This window comes from Methylobacterium sp. 001424705 (genome assembly GCF_059816145.1).
The window spans coordinates 1-16,537 of record NZ_JCBANU010000027.1 but is presented as its reverse complement, the minus strand read 5'-3'; the positions used below and the strand labels follow the sequence as shown (position 1 = coordinate 16,537).

The following is a 16,537-nucleotide window of genomic DNA, read 5'->3' as shown; positions in this document are numbered from 1 at the left end:
GCGTCAGGGCTTCGGCAGCATCCGGTCGCTGATGATCCGGCGCTGGATCTCGCTCGTTCCCTCGAAGATCGTCGTCAGGCGCGCGTCGCGCCAGTAGCGCTCCACGCGGCGTTCGGTGGTGTAGCCGTTCCCGCCATGGAGCTGCATCGCCTGGTTGGTGACCCGCACCGCCATTTCCGTGGCGACGAGCTTGACCATCGCCGACTCGCTCTCGGCCGGCTCGCCGGCATCGAGCAGGTGGGCCACCTGGTTCCAGAAGGCGCGCGCCTGCGCGACGTCGGCCGCCATGTCGGCCAGGGCGAAGCGCAGGGCCTGGAAGTCGCCGATCGGGTGCCCGAACTGCTCGCGCTCCTGCAGGTAGGCCTGGCAATCCTCCAGGGCCGCCCGGGCCACGCCGACCGCGCGGGCCGCCGTGTGCACCCGTGCGATGTTGAGCCCCCGCTGGACCGAAGCGAAGCCCCCGGAATCCGCGTCGGCGCCCTGGTCGCCGTAGAGCCCGGTGAGGCGATCGGTCTCCGGCACCCGCACGCCGTCGAGGTCCAGTTCGAAGGTGAGGAAGCCGTGATAGCCGATCTTGTCGATGACTCGGCCGGTCATGCCGGGCGGAAAGGTGCCGGGCTCCTTCACGACGAGGAAGGGTTCGAGCCCCGCCGAGCGTGGCTCGCCTGGCTCGGGATCGCGGGTCCGGGCCAAGACCTCGACGAAGTCCGCGGCCTTGGCGAAGCCCGCCCAGCGCTTGGTTCCAGTCAACACCCAGGTGTCGCCCTCGCGTACCGCCCGGGTCTGCACGCCGGCGAGGTCCGAGCCGGCGGTGGGCTCCGAGAGGGCGATGCCGCCGATCCACTGTCCCTTCGCCGACTTCTCCAGAAGGGCCTTTCGCCGCTCTGGATCGAGGGTCTGGGTGCCGAGACCCTGGCCCCGCGCCAGGATGCTGCCCACCGAGAGCCAGGCCCGGGCGAGTTCCTCGGAGACGAGGCAGTACTCGAACACGCCGTGGCCGAGGCCGCCCTGCTCGGCCGGGATCGTGATGCCGAACCAGCCCTTGGCGGCCATTTGATCGATGAGGCTTCGCGGCATCTCCGCCTTCTGCGGATCGAGCGCGTCGGCGAGCGGCATCACGACGTCCCGGGCGAAATCGCGTGCCTCGGCCTGCAGTCTGGCCCGCGCCTCGGTCCGCCAGGGGCTCAGGAGCTCTGGCGGCGTCGGTTCCATGCGCTCGCGCTTCGCCATGTCGTCCCCCCCTTGTCGTCGATCCCGCCGCGTTGGACGGAGTCGATCCTCTTCGGAAGCTAGAGCGGCCCGCAGGGATGTCGACCGGAGATTGCGGGGCTGGCGGGCGCGACGGGGTACGGGAGTTCTCGCGGTCTGTTGTGGCTGCCGCGCGCCGGGTCGCGTTGCGCCGCCCGCGCGATCCGCGTAACCAAACGCGAGAGGACGCGCATGACGGGGACGGTCGGGGGGAGCGGAGGCTTTGACGGTGGATTCGCGGGGGTTGGACATGGGCTTGTCGCCCGCCGAAGCTCTGACCGTCTGCGACCGTGAGCCGATCCACCGCCTCGGGACGCTCCAGCCGCACGGCTTCCTCCTCGCCCTCCGGGCGACGGACGGCCGAATCGTCCAGGCGAGTGCCAACGTCCCCGGGGGTGTCGAGGCCTGCCTCGGCCAACCCTGCGATGCGGTCTTTCCGGAACTCGCCGGCCTCCTGCTGGAGGGAGCGGCGGAATCCGAGCGCGACGGCGCCCAGTACCTGCGCACCGTGACCCTGGCCACCCCCGAGGGGCCCCTCGCCTACGACCTCGCGATCCATCGCTCGGCCGGGCTCATCATTCTGGAATTCGAAGCGGTCGCGAGCGTCTTCGCATCCGACCACAGCCTCGACGCGCTCTACCCGCGCCTGAGCCGCTTCGTGGAGGGTCTGCACGACGCCGCCTCCGTCGCCGCGCTGTGTCACCTCGTGGCCGTCGACATCCGCCATATCACCGGCTTCGACCGTACCCTCGTCTATCGGTTCGACCGGGACTGGCACGGCACCGTCATCGCCGAGGATGGCAACGGCGCCTTGCCCTCCTACCTCGACCTCCGCTTTCCCGCGTCCGACATCCCCGCCCAGGCCCGGGAGCTTTACCGGCGCAACCGCCTGCGGATCATCCCCGATGCCGGGTACCGGCCGGTCCCCATCCTGCGGGAGGCCGGCGAGGACGCGGAGCCCCTCGACCTCAGCCAGTCGATTCTGCGCAGCGTTTCGCCGGTGCATGTCGAGTACATGCGCAACATGGGCACGATGGCGTCGATGTCGGTGTCGATCCTGGTCGACGGCGTCCTCTGGGGCCTAATTTCCTGCCACAATGCCGAGCCCCGCCGCGTGCCGCTCCAGGCCCGCAACGCCTGCGACTTCCTCACCCGCATCTTCGCGCTTCAGCTCGCGGCCAAGGAGCGTGGCGCGGAGACCGAACAGCGCCTGCGCCTGGGGGCGATCCAGTCGCGGCTCCTCGGCTTCATGGCGGAAGAGGAAAACTTCCTCGACGGCTTGCTGAAGCATTCCGACGACGTCCTGGCCCTCGCCGGAGCATCAGGCGCGGCCGTGATCACCTCGGACACCTGCCGGCTCCTCGGCGCGACGCCGCGGGAATCCGAAGTGCGGGCAATCTACCAATGGCTCTCCAGCGGGCCCGGCGGTGCCGACCTCGTCGCCACGGATGCGCTGAGTGAAGTCTATCCGCCGGCACGCGCCTTCGCCGAACGGGCGAGCGGCCTCTTGGCGATCTCGATCTCGCAGAAATATGCCAGCTATGTGCTCTGGTTCCGACCCGAGGTGGTGCGCACTGTGAAGTGGGGCGGCGACCCGACCAAGGCCGCCGTGCCCGATCCGGCCGGCGGCCTCGAACGATTGCACCCTCGGCAATCCTTCGCCATCTGGAAGGAGACATTGCAGAACCGCGCCCTCCCCTGGATGCGGGCTGAGATCGAATCGGTGAAGGACCTGAGGGCCTCCGTGCTCGGGATCGTTCTGCGGCGGGCGGAGGAGCTCGCCTCCCTGAGCGAGGAATTGCAGCGCTCCAACAAGGAACTGGAAGCCTTCTCCTACTCGGTCAGCCACGACCTCCGCGCGCCCTTCCGGCATATCGTCGGGTACTCGGAGCTGTTGCGATCGCGCGAAGGCAGCCTCTTATCCGAGAAGGGGCGGCACTACATCAACACGATCATCGAGGCGGCCTTCTCGGCGGGTACTCTGGTCGACAACCTGCTGCGCTTCTCGCAGATGGGCCGCAACGCCCTGAACCCGGTCGCCGGCGATCTCAACGCGCTGGTCGAGGAGGTCCGTCGCTCTGTGCTTCGTGACGTCTCCTCGGAGCGGACGATCCACTGGACCATCGGACAGCTCGGACGGGTCAACGCCGATCCGGTGATGCTGCGCCTCGTCATCGAAAATCTGCTCTCGAACGCCGTCAAGTACACCCGTGGTCGGCCGGATGCGGCGATCGAGATCGGTCGTCTCGATGGTCGGAGCCCCGACACCGGACAGGAGGACGACGGAGCGGAGCAGGCCGTCTTCTTCGTGCGCGACAACGGCGTCGGGTTCGACATGGCCTATGTCGACAAGCTGTTCGGGGTGTTCCAGCGCCTGCACCGGGTGGAGGAATTCGAGGGAACCGGCATCGGACTTGCGAATGTGCGGCGCATCGTCGAGCGCCATGGCGGTCGCACCTGGGCCGAAGGAGCCGTGGGACACGGCGCAACCTTCTACTTCACGCTGCCGACACCGAGGGCGGTGCCCAATCCGAATGCCGCGAACCGAGCCCGATCGTCGCGGAACCCCAGGGAAGCGCGCTGATCCATGCCCGATCTGAAGCCGATCCTCCTCGTCGAGGACAATCCGAACGACATCGAACTCACCCTTGCCGCCCTGGAGAAGAGCCAACTCGCCAATGAGATCGTGATTTGTCGCGACGGTGCGGAGGCACTCGACTTCCTCTATCGCCGCGGCGACTTCGCGGGCCGGGATACGCGCGACCCGGCCGTCGTCCTCCTCGACCTCAAGCTGCCCAAGGTCGACGGCCTGGAGGTCCTCGCGCAGGTCAAGGGCGATGTCCGGACCCGCGCGATTCCGGTCGTGATGCTGACCTCCTCGCGGGAGGAGACCGACCTCGTGCGGTCCTACGACCTCGGCGTGAACGCTTTCGTGGTCAAGCCCGTTGGGTTCACGGAATTCTTCGAGGCGATCCAGGATCTCGGCGTATTCTGGGCGGTCCTGAACGAGCCGCCCCCGCATCGGGGAGGAGGTTGGCCATCGAACACGTGACTCAGCCCGATCAGGCGACGCAGGATGATGTCGGTCCGGCACTCCTGAGAATCCTCCTTCTCGAAGACAGCGACCTCGATACGGAACTCCTCGGTGCGGTGCTCGACGATCTCGGGCGTCCGTATACGATCGACCGGGTGATGACCGCGCCGGACTTCACCGCTGCAGCTGCGTCCTGCGGGCATCACCTCATCCTCGCCGACTACGTTCTGCCGACCTTCGACGGCCTCAGCGCCCTGGCGATCGCTCGCACCCATTGTCCGGGTACGCCCTTCGTCTTCGTCTCGGGCACCCTCGGCGAGGATGTCGCGGTGGAAGCCCTGAAGCGGGGTGCCACCGACTACGTGACCAAGCAGCGCCTCGACCGCCTGCCCCGGACCATCCTGCGCGCCCTCGCCGAGGCGCGCGCCCATGCCGAGCGCGAGCGCGCAGTCCAGGATCTGCGGGACCTCAACGCGACCCTGGAGGCCCGTGTGAAAACGCGCACGAGCGACCTCGCTGCCGCCAATGCCGAGCTGCACCGCCAGATTGCCGAGCGCGAGCGGGTCGAGGAGGCTCTCCGCCAGGCGCAGCGCCTGGAAGCCGTCGGCCAACTCACCAGCGGCGTCGCCCATGATTTCAACAATCTGCTGACGGTGATCTCCGGCAACATCGAGTTCCTGGAGCGTGCCATCCCCGACGAGCGGTCGCAGCGCCGCCTTCAGATGATGCGTGGTGCCGCCGACCGCGGAGCACGCCTGACGGCGCAACTCCTCGCCTTCTCCCGTCGTCAGCGCCTGGAGCCGACGCCGGTGGAGCTGAACCAGACCGTCTCGTCCATGCGCGATCTCCTGCAGAGCTCGATCGGCGGTGCGGTGCGCATCGAGATGACGCTGCAATCCGATCTCTGGTCAGCCCTTGTCGATGCGACGCAGATCGAGCTCGTGATCCTGAACCTCGCGATCAACGCGCGCGACGCCATGGCCGTGGGGGGTTGCCTCACCATCGAGACCGCGAACGTCACCCTGACGCGGACCCCTGCCCGTGCGGAAGAGCCGGTGCCCGGCGAGTACGTGATGCTCGCGGTGAGCGACACCGGTACCGGGATTGCGCCCGAGGTCCTGGCCCGTGTGTTCGAGCCGTTCTTCACCACGAAGGCGGTCGATAAGGGGTCTGGCCTCGGCCTCGCACAAGTCTATGGCTTCGTGAAGCAGTCCGGCGGCGGTGTTCGCATCGACACATGCGTGGGCGAAGGCACCTCGGTGCGGATCTACCTTCCGCGGGCGGAGGCCACCTCCCCGGCCCGCGAGGCATTCCGGCCTGTTGCCGACTGCGCCGAGCAGCGTCGGGCGGGCGATCGGCCGGTGGTCCTCGTGGTGGACGACGATAGTGCGGTGCGCGAGATCACCACCTCGATCCTGTCCGAGAACGGCTATCGCATCCGCGAGGCGGGCTCTGGCCTTGCCGCTCTCTCCGCTCTCGAATCCGACGCCTGTGTCGACCTGATCGTTCTGGACTTCGCCATGCCGGGCATGAACGGGGCCGAGGCCGCGTGCCAGATCCGCCTTCGCTGGCCGCATCTTCCCGTGATGTTCGTCACCGGATACGCCGACACCGCGGCGCTGATGCAGGCGGGCGAGGTCGGGGCCGAGCGCATCGTCCAGAAGCCGTTCCAGCGCGGAGAACTGGCGCGCAAGGCCACCGCCATCCTCGCCGAGGCGTCCGTCGGCCCGGCAGGCTTGCGCCTCGTCGTCGGCCAGCGCCACACCGCCTGAGCTTGTTGCGGATCGGCCAAGCTCTCATTCGACGGCCGAGAGGGTTGATCGGAGATCGATCCACCGCATCCAGCCATGACGATCGTTGTCGGCAAGCGTCGATCGGCCTTGTCCGACGGCCATGTCCGCAGGCCCTGCGTGCCCCGGCAAGTCGAGGGAGAAATCCGAACGGATGACGCGCGGTACATCGGCGGCGACCGCTGCATCGGGCCGCCGACCCCGTGCTTCGAAGATGACAGGGTCCACCCCGCTCAGGGCCGTGACGACGCAGGCGGCCCCATTGCGGACGTTCGTGAGCACCGGAGGCGATCGCCGCCGCGATCGTGACCGCGGGGTCGGTGTGCGCGTCGGGTTTGCCCGTCGCAGCGGCGACGAAGATCCCGGCCAGGACGGCGAAGGCCCAGCCAGGACGGCGAAGGCCCAGCCAGCGGTGGTCGCGATTCAGCCTGCGCCTTCCGCCTCCGAGCCGCGCAAGGAGGGCCCCGGCCACAACCCCTTTGCCGAGGATGATCAGCACCATCGTGCCGAGAAGCTCCCCCAGGAGTGGCGACGTCATGGCATGTCCGCCGACGTCGTCTTGTGTTTCCGGGGTGGTCGATGCCGGGGTGAACGTCAGTCGTCCTGCCTGTCCCAGTCGAAGGCGCGCTTCACCGCCCGGCCCCAGTCCGCGGTGATGCGCCGGCGCTGCGTCGCGTCCATATTTGGCTCCCAGCGCCGGTCGATTCCCCAGTTGCGCACGAGGTCGTCCGTGCTCTTCCAGTATCCGGTCGCGAGGCCCGCAGCGTAGGCGGCTCCCAGCGCTGTGGTCTCCGTCACCTTCGGCCGCACGACAGGAACGTCGAGGATATCGGCCTGGAACTGCATCAGGGTCACGTTGGCGACCATGCCGCCGTCCGAGCGCAACTCCCGCACCGGGATGCCGGAATCCTTCTCCATCGCCTCCAGGACCTCGTGGGTCTGGAACGCCGTAGCCTCCAAGCAGGCCCGGGCGATGTGGCCGCGATTGGCATAGCGGGTCAGGCCGATGATCAGGCCGCGGGCACCTTCGTTCCAGTGCGGCGCGTAGAGCCCAGAGAAGGCGGGCACGAAGTAGACACCGCCATTGTCTTCCACGGTGGTGGCCAGGCGCTCGACTTCGGCGCTGTCCTGGATCATGTGCAGGTTGTCGCGCAGCCACTGCACCAGCGCGCCCGTGATGGCTATGGAACCTTCCAACGCGTAGACCGCTGGCTTGCCGTCGAGCTTGTAGCCCAGCGTCGTCACGAGGCCACAGGTCGAGGGCACCGGCGTCTCGCCGGTGTTCATCAAGGCGAAACAGCCGGTGCCGTAGGTGTTCTTCGCTTCGCCCGGCCGAAAGCAGGTCTGGCCGAACAGGGCCGCCTGCTGGTCTCCAAGGATCCCGGCGATCGGCACCCCGGCGAAGGGCAGGCGTGTCTCTCCGTAGACTTGGGACGACGAGACGATCCCCGGCAGCATCGCGCGGGGAATTCCGAACACGGCAAGCATGCCATCGTCCCAGGCCAGGGTCTCGAGGGACATGAGCTGGGTGCGGCTGGCATTGGTCACGTCGGTGACATGGAGGCCGCCGCCCGGGCCGCCGGTGAGATTCCAGACGAGCCAGCTGTCGATATTTCCGAATAGGACGTCGCCAGCTTCCGCCTTCTCGCGCGCGCCGTCGACATGGTCGAGGAGCCAGCGCAGTTTCAAGCCCGAGAAGTAGCTCGCCAGGGGCAGGCCTGTGAGCGCCCGGAAGCGATCGCGGCCGCCGTGGCGAGCAAACTCGGTCACGAGGCGATCGTTGCGGGTATCCTGCCAGACCAGCGCATTGTGAAGCGGAGTACCCGTGCGCCGGTCCCAGATCAGCGTAGTCTCACGCTGGTTCGTGATGCCGATCGAGAGCAGGTCCTTCGGCGTCAGTCCGGCCCCGTCGAGGGCATCCTGCATGACGGCCTGCGTATTGCGCCAGATCTCTATCGGATCGTGCTCGACGTGGCCGGGCCGCGGATAGATCTGCGCATGTTCCCGCTGCCTGCAGGCGGTGATGTGCCCTTCGCGATCGAAGACGATGAAGCGGCTGCTGGTGGTGCCCTGGTCGATGGCGCCGACATACTGAGACATGGTCGTCTTCCTCCCTTGGGAGCGGCGTCGAAGATGTCCGGGCCGGTCTTCGTGCCGGCTTTGGCGTTTCGGAAGGCGTTGGCGTCAGGCGGCTTCGGCCTTCCGCGCGATATAGGCGGCGAGGCGCGCGGCACTTTTCGGACTCGTGCGCAGGCCGAGCTTCGAGCGGCGCCAAAGGATGTCCTCGGCGGTCCGCACCCATTCGGCGCGAACGAGATAGTCGACCTCGACAGCCGTCAGGCCGCCGTCGAAGGCGTCGCCGAGATCCGCGAGGTTGCGGGCGCCCTTCACGATCGTCCGCGCTTCGGTCCCATAGGCTCGGGCGAGGCGCCGCGCGGTCTCGGACGGGAGGAAAGGAGCCTCTCGGCGGAACTGCTCCAGAAATGTTTCGAAATTCGCCGCCGGCATCGCGCCGCCGGGCAGGACTGCAGTGCCGGTCCAGGCTTTCTTGAGCCCCGGGAAATGTGGCGCGATCTTCTCTATCGCGTGCTCGGCGAGGCGACGGTAGGTCGTGATCTTGCCGCCGAAGACCGAGAGTGCTGGAGCCCGCCCACCGCCATCCTCGAGGTCGAGCACGTAGTCTCGGGTGACCGCCGAGGCATCGGCTGCCGCGTCATCGTAGAGCGGGCGCACCCCGGAGTAGCTCCAGACCACATCCTTCGGGTCGATCGACCGGGCGAAGGAGCGGTTGATGCAATCGCAGAGATAGCGCGTCTCCTCCGCCGAGATCGTCGCCGGGCCGGGCTCGTTCTCGTAAGGCACGTCGGTGGTACCGATCAGGGTGAAGTCGTGCTCGTACGGAATCGCGAAGATGATGCGCTTGTCGGGCTGCTGCAGGATATAGGCCTGGTCGCCTTCGTAGAGCCTTGGCACGACGATGTGGCTGCCCTTGATCAGGCGGACTGCCGCGCGGCTGTTGATCCCGAGGGTGGTGCCCAGCGTCTCGCTCACCCAAGGTCCGGCCGCATTGATGACGGCCTTCGCGCGAACGGTCTCGGACTGCCCGGTGCCGACGTCGCGGAGGGTTGCGGTCCAGGACCCATCGATGCGGCGGGCCGATTCGACGCCGGTCCGTGTTCGGATTTCGGCGCCCCGCGACCTGGCATCCATCGCGTTGAGGACGACGAGCCGACTGTCCTCCACCCAGCAATCCGAATAGACGAAGCCCTTCGAGAGCCGAACCTGTAGAGGCGCGCCCATCGGCGATGCTCGCAAGCGAACCATCTCCGAGCGCGGGAGCGTGCGCAGGCGCGCGAGATGATCGTAGAGGAAGAGGCCGATCCGCAGCATCCAGGCCGGGCGGAGTCCATCGTCGTGCGGGAGCACGAAGCGGAGCGGCCAGATGATGTGCGGTGCCAGACGTAGCAGGCGTTCCCTCTCGGCGAGCGCCTCGCGCACCAGGCGGAACTCGTAATATTCCAGGTAGCGCAGGCCGCCATGGATCAGCTTCGTGCTCGATGACGAAGTGAATTCGGCGAGGTCCCCACGCTCGCAGAGCAGGACCGAGAGGCCTCGTCCGGCCGCGTCGCGAGCGATCCCCGTGCCGTTGATGCCTCCGCCGATGACGAGCAGATCGTAGGGGGCTCCCTCGGCCCGACGGATCCCTCCTGACGTCATGAGTCTCCTCCAGGTCTCGTCGTATGCCGACGCCAGGAGGATTTCCCTTTGTCGAGGAATAGTCGCAAGCGAAAATCAGGGCTTCGCGAGACGCCTCCCGATCCGGTCAATGCGAGCTTCACCCCGTGCCGTTCCATCAGGGCGACGATTTCTGGCGGCGGCGGCCGGTCCGTGAAGAGCGCGTCGATCTGCGCAAGGCGTCCCACCTCGACCATCGGCCGGCGCGTGAACTTGGTGTGATCGGCCACCAGGAAGGTCCGTCGGGCGTGCAGGAGGATGGTCTGGGTCGCCCGTACCTCCTCGTAGTCGTAGTCGAGAATCGCTCGGTCGGTGTCGATACCGCTGATTCCGATCACTGCCGGGTCGACCCTGAACTGGCTGAGCGGATCGCAGGTGAGTTGCCCAAGGACGGCACCGTCGCGGTTGCGCATGGTGCATCTCGCCACGACGATGCGAAAGGCGGTCGACGCCGCCACGCCGAGGGCGACGTTAAGGTTGTTGGTGATGATGCTGAAATTGTCGTGGTCCACGAGCTTACGCGCCATGGCCACTGTCGTCGTGCCGACGTCGAGGAAAACCGAGCCATGCGACGGGATGTGGGTCGCCGCCAAGCGACCGATCCGCGTCTTCTCCGGCAGGAGTGTGGTCCGGCGGTCGGCATAGTCGATAGTCTCGATGCTCGATGGGAGTCCGCCTCCCCCACGGGATCGCTCCAGGCGCCCTTCTCCGCTGAGTTCGTTGAAGTCGCGTCGGATCGTCTGGACGGTCACGCCGAAGTGGCTCGCCAGGACCTCGATGGTCACGAAGCCGGGTTGGCGTACCATCGCGACGATCGCGGCAGCGCGGGTATCGACCGCCCGCGCTTCGCTGCGATCGATCGCCTTGCGTTCGAAGCCGCTCCGTTCAGGCGGATGCATCATGCAGACCACGGTCGTTTCCGCACGCTGATCATCCGCTTCGGGAGACGTTCGAGGTTGGCGCGCTGTTTTTGGAAACGGAATACGATGGCTTCGACGGTCTGCCATAATTACTTGCTGCGGCTTCGTTCATCAGCGGTCCGTCGCCCAGGGCAGCGACCTTCGGGCGCGCGCTCGACATCTCGACGATGGCTGCATGCTCCGGGGGAACGCTACGGCTTCATGCTTCGAGGAGCCACATCCTCAGAGCGTGCAAAACCGCCTCAGGCTGCTCGATCGGGGCCATGTGCCCGGCCTTTGGCACGATCACGAGGCGCGCAGCCGGATTCAAGCCGGACAATTTCCGATGGACCATCGGCGGTGTCACGGCATCGCTGTCTCCGCATATGACGAGCAGCGGTCTAATGAAACGGCGCAAGATCTCGCTCCCGTCCCTTCGTTCGACGGCTTTCTGACGGATGAAGACCTCGGACCTGTGCCGTTCGTTCCGGCGTCGCATCAGGTCCAGCACCACAACCTGATGCGCCACGTCCAGGGCCGAGATCGGCGCGTCGAGGAGGAAACAGCCGGCATCCTGCGCCACCCACATGGCGAGCCAGACCCTCTGGCGCTCGCCGCCCGAAAGGCGGTCGACGAGGCGGTCAGCGAAGGTCTCCGGATCGGTGAGGGCCATCGCCCTGGCGATGATCCAGCGATCGGAAGCTGCGACGCGGCCCAAGGCGCCGTGCCAGAGGGATACCGGCCCATCGCGACGAGCTCGCGCACCGTGAGGCGCGGCGCCTGAGGCAAGTAGTCCACGGCCCGCGCGAAGGCGCGATTGAACCGCGCCGGGTCTTCCAAAGGCGATTTGGTTTGGATCATGTGGCCAAGGCTTGCGCCTTGGTTTGGGCAACCTCGCCGACAACCTCGAGCGATTCCTCTGGATCGAAGCCAAGCCGGTTGCCGCCTGAAAGTGGCTCGGGACGGGCCTCCGAGGCCCGTTCCCAATGATTGTCAGGCGGCCAGAACGCCAGTGCAATCAGGCCAAAGCTGCCGACGTCGGCGAATCATCGACCAGCCCCTTTGATGATGCGGTTCTTCGAGGTGTCTGGTCGTATCCTGCTCGAGTGAATGTCAATTCGCCTGCCCACCGGAGTAACCAAAGTTCACAACGAGGGTTAAAAGGCCGCAACTTTACAAAAGAGCCGGAAACACAGAAACCGCGTCCTCACCAAGCAAGCGGCGGGCAAAAGTCAGATCATTGATGGATGCCTGTGCTCGTAGTTCGTTAAGTCGGAACGCAATCCGATGCCGAAGATGATCGCCCTCGACCAATATGGATACAAGCTTCTCATTAGATGTTTCCAAATAATCGGCATCTTCGACGTCAAAAACAAATTCTTCGAGACCAAAAAATCTCATGCTACCTTTATTTTTAAAATAATAATATTCTCCTGAAACCGGAGATAAAATAGGTACTCCACCTCGTAGAGCAAAAATAAGGCTATGATGTGGGCAAGCTATCATCAATCGAGCTTGCGAGGCAATTAGTATTGGATCTCGGAAAGGATCTTCTGGAATTACTACCTGACAAGGAACTTTTAAGTTACTTGCAAGGCAGTTCAAAGCTTCTATATCGAATGGCACTTGCGGCAGTAATGCAATGGGAAGTCCGAAGATCTCGTGAGCGCGATGTACGATTTTTGCCGTACGCTTCATCATGTTTTGCCCGACGCCCACACTCGGATTGTCGCGGTAACCAACACAGATGAAAGCGCCTGGTGTCAGGTTGTATCGAGCTAGCACTGGTCCCGGCGCTTGGTCCATCCTAAGAATTACAGCATCGTCGACCTGATCAATAATCTTACTTTGATTTCCGTACAGCTTTACTTCTTGAGAGCTCTGTAAATAGTCGCGAGTGCTGACGTAGCAGGCGTACTGCAATATTGTGCGAATGCGGGCACGATCGTTTTCGTCTGTAAATGGCCCAAGTTGATGGCTTCGCAGCAAAACACGCTTACCTAGCCGGCGTGCCAACTCGACGGTTAGCGCGTGTTCCCAAAGGCGCGATCGCGTTGCGGACGTGAGAACACCGCCGCCATGCAGAACGACGACATCAGCGAGAAGGAGCGCGTCCCAAAAATCTAGTGCTTGTGTTCGATCAATGAAATCCAAATGAGGCGACTCCACAAGAGCTTGCCGCGCCTCTTCAGCGGGAGGAATTACCAATTCATCTCTGAGGATAGACCATCTACTTTTAAAAACATCATCTCCCTTACCGTAATGTTCGTCAGAGCGGAAAAACGCTAATCTTGGTGATGGGACAAAAGACAACTCATATCCAGCGAGTGTTTCCCTTGCAATTTCAATGTTGTTGGCCGCCAGGATCAATCGAGCTGTTGGGGCGTAATCTCGGCACACCTGAACACACGCCCTAAGTAATGCCTCATCGCCAGAATTGTAAAATCCTGCTCCACCCAGAATCAAGATGGTCAACTTTTTAAGAGATTTTGGCATTATATCGGGTCTAGCCTATCTTGCGGGGCAATTTTACGAAAACGGACCATTGAGGCGAACGGTCCTATTCAAGTAAAAATTGCAGATTTAGAGGAATGACTCAAGCCCACCTGGGTATGATGCGGTGGTCGCTCGAGCTCGCACAGAATGCCCTGGTTAAAGCGCAAGGAAGGGGCGATGCATGCCTGCTCCGGTGGCCTGGGAGGGTATCAAGGCCAAGCACCCAGGGGCTCGACCACCACGACGGCGCCTCGTTGAGAGGCGTCGGGGGATAAGCGCTTCCGGTCCTATCCGCCCCCCTTCCCCTCCCCTCCTCCCGTTCCCTTATCCCGTCCGGCCCGCAATAACCGTCGAACCCCATGTCAGCTTCACCGAAGCCCAAGCTCGTGCCCGCCGACCCGAAGCTCGGGCGCAAGCGTTTCCTCGACCTCCGATCTAGCGTTGTCCCGTGCCCAGGCGTTTCATGCTGCAATTTTGAGAGGCGCGTACGAAGCATGCATCGACTTTGCAGATCGCTGGGCGGATGGGGCTGTCGCCCTCGGCTAGAGCACGCTCTATATCTTCAGCGTCTGTATTGCGGTTGGCAGTAACCGCCCCGACTTCTGCGGCGCCAGGGTGCTTGTCCACGAGTGCGGGCCGGGGATCACCGAGACTCACATCCGGTTCGTCAACACGACTTTCTACTCCAACGTTCTTGGCCGGCCCAGCGGCGCGGTGCCACTGTGGGTGTTCGTGCGGTGACGTGGCCGGACCGCATGCGATTGCTACAACTTGGCTGCTTCTCACCCGACGACAGGCGAACTCATCAAGGCGAAGGGTCTACTTTCCAATTTTGGTTGTTACAGTGGTTGGCGCAGGATCGGAGAAGCCGAACATTGGGGTGTTCAGAATCGGAAATCGCTAAATCCTTTATATTTTTGGTGCTGTATCGGCCAATAGCTTCACTGCATTGGTTCTAAAAGACTGTCATGTTAATGAGACGCCTCAGCGAGGAGCGCTGTGCACCGCGGTCCTGCTCGCCCGGCTGGAGAGACCGTAACATCGTTTGGGCCCGCACATGACCTGAGCGCGGCGACGTGCGGCGCGACGACGTGGCCAAGGACGATAGCGTCCCCTCCCGCCGGATCCCTTTCATCGAGATCGCCATCGGGCCCGCGTGGTTCTGCGAAACTCACGGGATCCCGGCTTCGCCGGCAGCTGTCGGATGTCTCCTCAGCGGATACGGAGCGACGAAGCAAGCAACCGCAGATCGGGTGAATGCTGCTTGGGCGCGATGCCTGGAAACGAATGCGCAGCGTACGACGGATGCCGACTTCCGAGCTGATCCATAATCGTCGTCTGCGACCGCCTCGCGCGTCTTAGCAACTTTTTGGGCGCGATAATTGTCATTCCATATTATCTGGCCTACCAATGGGTGTCGGCACGTTTTCGTGCGCAAATCGCTGATACCATTTCAGTCTCAGGAGCCGCCATATGCACAATGGGACCGAGAAATACACCAGCATGCAGAAGAGCTGGTATGAAAATGCGGCATCAGTTTCTAACTATGATTCTACTAATAAAATCGATAATGTTGTTGGCAGCTACGACGAACATAACAGATGGCCAGACTACGATAAATACATGATGGGATTCATCGACGAGACCTGGAAAACTAAGGTTGCCCTAGATTTCGCCTGCGGTCCCGGAAGAAACATTATCAAGTACAATCATCTTTTCAGACGAATTGATGGTGCCGACATCGCACAAGCGAACCTCGATAACGCGAAAGCAAATTTTGCATTTCACGGCATTGCGATCCCAAATCTTTATGTAACGACGGGTAATAACCTAGGAGCCGCCCAAGACAATACCTATGATCTGATCTTTTCGACAATAGCTATGCAGCATATCTGCGTGCATGAGGTGCGCTTCTCGATATTGCGCGACATGTATCGAGCCCTTAGAAAGGGCGGAAAGGTATCAATTCAAATGGGCTTTGGCTTTTCCCAAGGCAAAGGCAGCTATTTCGAAAACAACTACGACGCTATTTCAACAAATAGCGGCTTTGATACGATGGTCGAGAACACAGATTATGTCGAAAGCGATCTGAGACAGATTGGCTTCCTCAATTTCAGATATAACATCCGGCCCACTGGGCCGGGCGACTCCCACCCTCACTGGATCTTCTTTTCTGCAGATAAGTAGTAGAACGCGCAGCAAATGCCGGGCGGGGCAGATGATTGCGAATGAGCGGGGATCGGGCATTCCCGCCACCCCACCTCCCACCGGGCGCGGATCAACCAGACCGCGCTCGTGTGGGCCTATGCGCGACAGTCCACCGGATCGACCAACGCAACGAGTAGACTTGCTTCGATTTAATGGAGAGCGGTTTGGTGGGTGATGCTCCTTTCGAACAGGATGGGGCTGGTGAAGCCGAGCGCCGAGTGACGGCAACGGGGATTGTAGAAGCCGTCAATGTAACGGGCCAGCGCGTCGATGGCTTCGAATCGTGTCTGGAACGCGGTGCGCCAGACCAGCTCGCTCTTCAGCGTCTCGAAGAACGTCACGACCATCGCGTTGTCACAGCAGTTGCCCTTTCCGGACATCGAGATCACGACGCCATTTCCTCGTAGTTCCGCCTGGTACTCATTTGCACAATACCGACTGCCGCGGTCGGAGTGGTGCATCAAACCTGACAGCGGCTGCCGGACGACAAGGGCGCGTCGCAGCGCGGTCAGCGCGAGTTCCTTGTGAAGACGGTCGCCCGCCGCCCAACCCACGACGCGTCGGGAGTACAGGTCGAGAACCACCGCCAGATACAGCCAGCCCTCCCGCGTCCAGATGTAGGAAATGTCCGCGCCCTACTTCCGATCCGGTCCGGGTGCCGTGAAGTCCTGGTCGAGGTGGTTGGGCGCGATCGGGAAGGCGTGGCCGCTGTCCGTCGTGCGTTGGAAGCGGCGCGGCCGGCGGGCCTTGAGCCCGTTCTCCCGCATCAGCCGGGCCACGCGCCGCCGGCCGGCCGCCAAGCCCTGCTCGCGCAGTTCGTGGGTCATGCGCGGGCTTCCGTAGGTCTCGTGCGAGAGCATGAAGGCGGACCGGACATGGACGAGCAGCACGAGATCCTCGCGCTGCCGCGTCGAGGCTGGACGACTCTTCCAGGCAAAATAGCCGCTCGGACTGACGTCGAGAATTTTGCACAGGCGCGCGACCGGGAAGTCCTTTTTCGCCGCGTCGACGAGGTGGAACCTCATCGACTTCCCTCGTTGGCGAAAAAAACTAGGCTGGCAAATCTAACTGTTGGGCTTGGCGTTCGAGGGCGGTGAGGTAGGCATCGGGATCGCGTCGGAAGCGGG

The 16,537-nt window shown here is 63.6% G+C and carries 11 protein-coding genes and 2 pseudogenes; 4 read left to right on the top strand and 9 right to left on the bottom strand.

All coding sequences use genetic code 11. From position 1 onward, the window contains the following. Window positions 1-3: 3 nt before the first annotated feature. Window positions 4-1,230, bottom strand: a complete 1,227-nt coding sequence (locus tag AC6EUL_RS18660; protein ID WP_056213959.1) for an acyl-CoA dehydrogenase family protein — start codon at window positions 1,228-1,230, stop codon at window positions 4-6. Window positions 1,231-1,498: 268 nt separating this feature from the next. Here AC6EUL_RS18660 and AC6EUL_RS18655 point away from each other — a divergent pair, with 268 nt between their 5' ends. Genes AC6EUL_RS18655 through AC6EUL_RS18645 form a run of 3 tightly spaced genes read left to right on the top strand, consistent with a single transcriptional unit; the run spans window position 1,499 to window position 6,054 of the window. Then, entirely contained in the window at window positions 1,499-3,832 is a 2,334-nt protein-coding gene (locus tag AC6EUL_RS18655; protein WP_499871889.1) for an ATP-binding protein, read from the top strand. Between the two features lie 3 nt (window positions 3,833-3,835). Then, entirely contained in the window at window positions 3,836-4,300 is a 465-nt protein-coding gene (locus AC6EUL_RS18650; protein WP_056213964.1) for a response regulator, read from the top strand. Continuing rightward, window positions 4,282-6,054 carry a response regulator gene (locus AC6EUL_RS18645; RefSeq protein WP_499871886.1) on the top strand — a complete coding sequence of 591 codons (1,773 nt, stop codon included), beginning with the start codon at window positions 4,282-4,284 and terminating at the stop codon, window positions 6,052-6,054. Before AC6EUL_RS18650 ends, AC6EUL_RS18645 begins: the two co-directional genes overlap by 19 nt. Before the next feature lie 24 nt (window positions 6,055-6,078). On the opposite strand, the gene AC6EUL_RS18640 is transcribed toward AC6EUL_RS18645, so the two are convergent. The 7 genes and pseudogenes from AC6EUL_RS18640 to AC6EUL_RS18610 form a co-directional block, all read right to left on the bottom strand. Further along, on the bottom strand, window positions 6,079-6,354 hold the full coding sequence (locus AC6EUL_RS18640; protein ID WP_499871883.1) for a hypothetical protein: 276 nt from the start codon (window positions 6,352-6,354) through the stop codon (window positions 6,079-6,081). Window positions 6,355-6,666: 312 nt separating this feature from the next. Continuing rightward, window positions 6,667-8,172: a glycerol kinase GlpK gene (gene glpK / locus AC6EUL_RS18635; protein WP_499871881.1), complete on the bottom strand. Its 1,506-nt coding sequence runs from the start codon at window positions 8,170-8,172 to the stop codon at window positions 6,667-6,669. 84 nt (window positions 8,173-8,256) lie between these two features. Further along, window positions 8,257-9,789, bottom strand: a complete 1,533-nt coding sequence (glpD, locus tag AC6EUL_RS18630; RefSeq protein ID WP_499871879.1) for a glycerol-3-phosphate dehydrogenase — start codon at window positions 9,787-9,789, stop codon at window positions 8,257-8,259. Then, window positions 9,786-10,709 (bottom strand): DeoR/GlpR family DNA-binding transcription regulator, encoded by a 924-nt coding sequence (locus AC6EUL_RS18625; protein WP_499871878.1) that lies wholly within the window; start codon window positions 10,707-10,709, stop codon window positions 9,786-9,788. The genes glpD and AC6EUL_RS18625 overlap by 4 nt, the downstream gene beginning before the upstream one ends. Window positions 10,710-10,926: 217 nt before the next feature. Further along, on the bottom strand, window positions 10,927-11,205 hold the full coding sequence (locus tag AC6EUL_RS18620) for an alpha/beta fold hydrolase (RefSeq protein ID WP_499871962.1): 279 nt from the start codon (window positions 11,203-11,205) through the stop codon (window positions 10,927-10,929). Further along, window positions 11,197-11,525 (bottom strand): annotated as a pseudogene (locus tag AC6EUL_RS18615) (ATP-binding cassette domain-containing protein); the annotation flags it as partial. The pseudogene AC6EUL_RS18615 and the gene AC6EUL_RS18620, both read right to left, overlap by 9 nt. A gap of 354 nt (window positions 11,526-11,879) precedes the next feature. Beyond that, window positions 11,880-13,202, bottom strand: coding sequence for a polysaccharide pyruvyl transferase family protein (locus AC6EUL_RS18610; RefSeq protein ID WP_499871876.1), 1,323 nt, complete (start codon window positions 13,200-13,202; stop codon window positions 11,880-11,882). A gap of 1,503 nt (window positions 13,203-14,705) precedes the next feature. On the opposite strand from AC6EUL_RS18610, the gene AC6EUL_RS18605 reads away from it, so the two are divergent. Then, window positions 14,706-15,389 carry a class I SAM-dependent methyltransferase gene (locus AC6EUL_RS18605; RefSeq protein ID WP_499871874.1) on the top strand — a complete coding sequence of 228 codons (684 nt, stop codon included), beginning with the start codon at window positions 14,706-14,708 and terminating at the stop codon, window positions 15,387-15,389. A 170-nt stretch (window positions 15,390-15,559) separates the two neighbouring features. Here the strand turns inward: AC6EUL_RS18605 and AC6EUL_RS18600 are convergent. Continuing rightward, window positions 15,560-16,462: pseudogene (locus AC6EUL_RS18600) on the bottom strand (IS3 family transposase); the annotation flags it as partial. Window positions 16,463-16,537 lie beyond the last annotated feature (75 nt).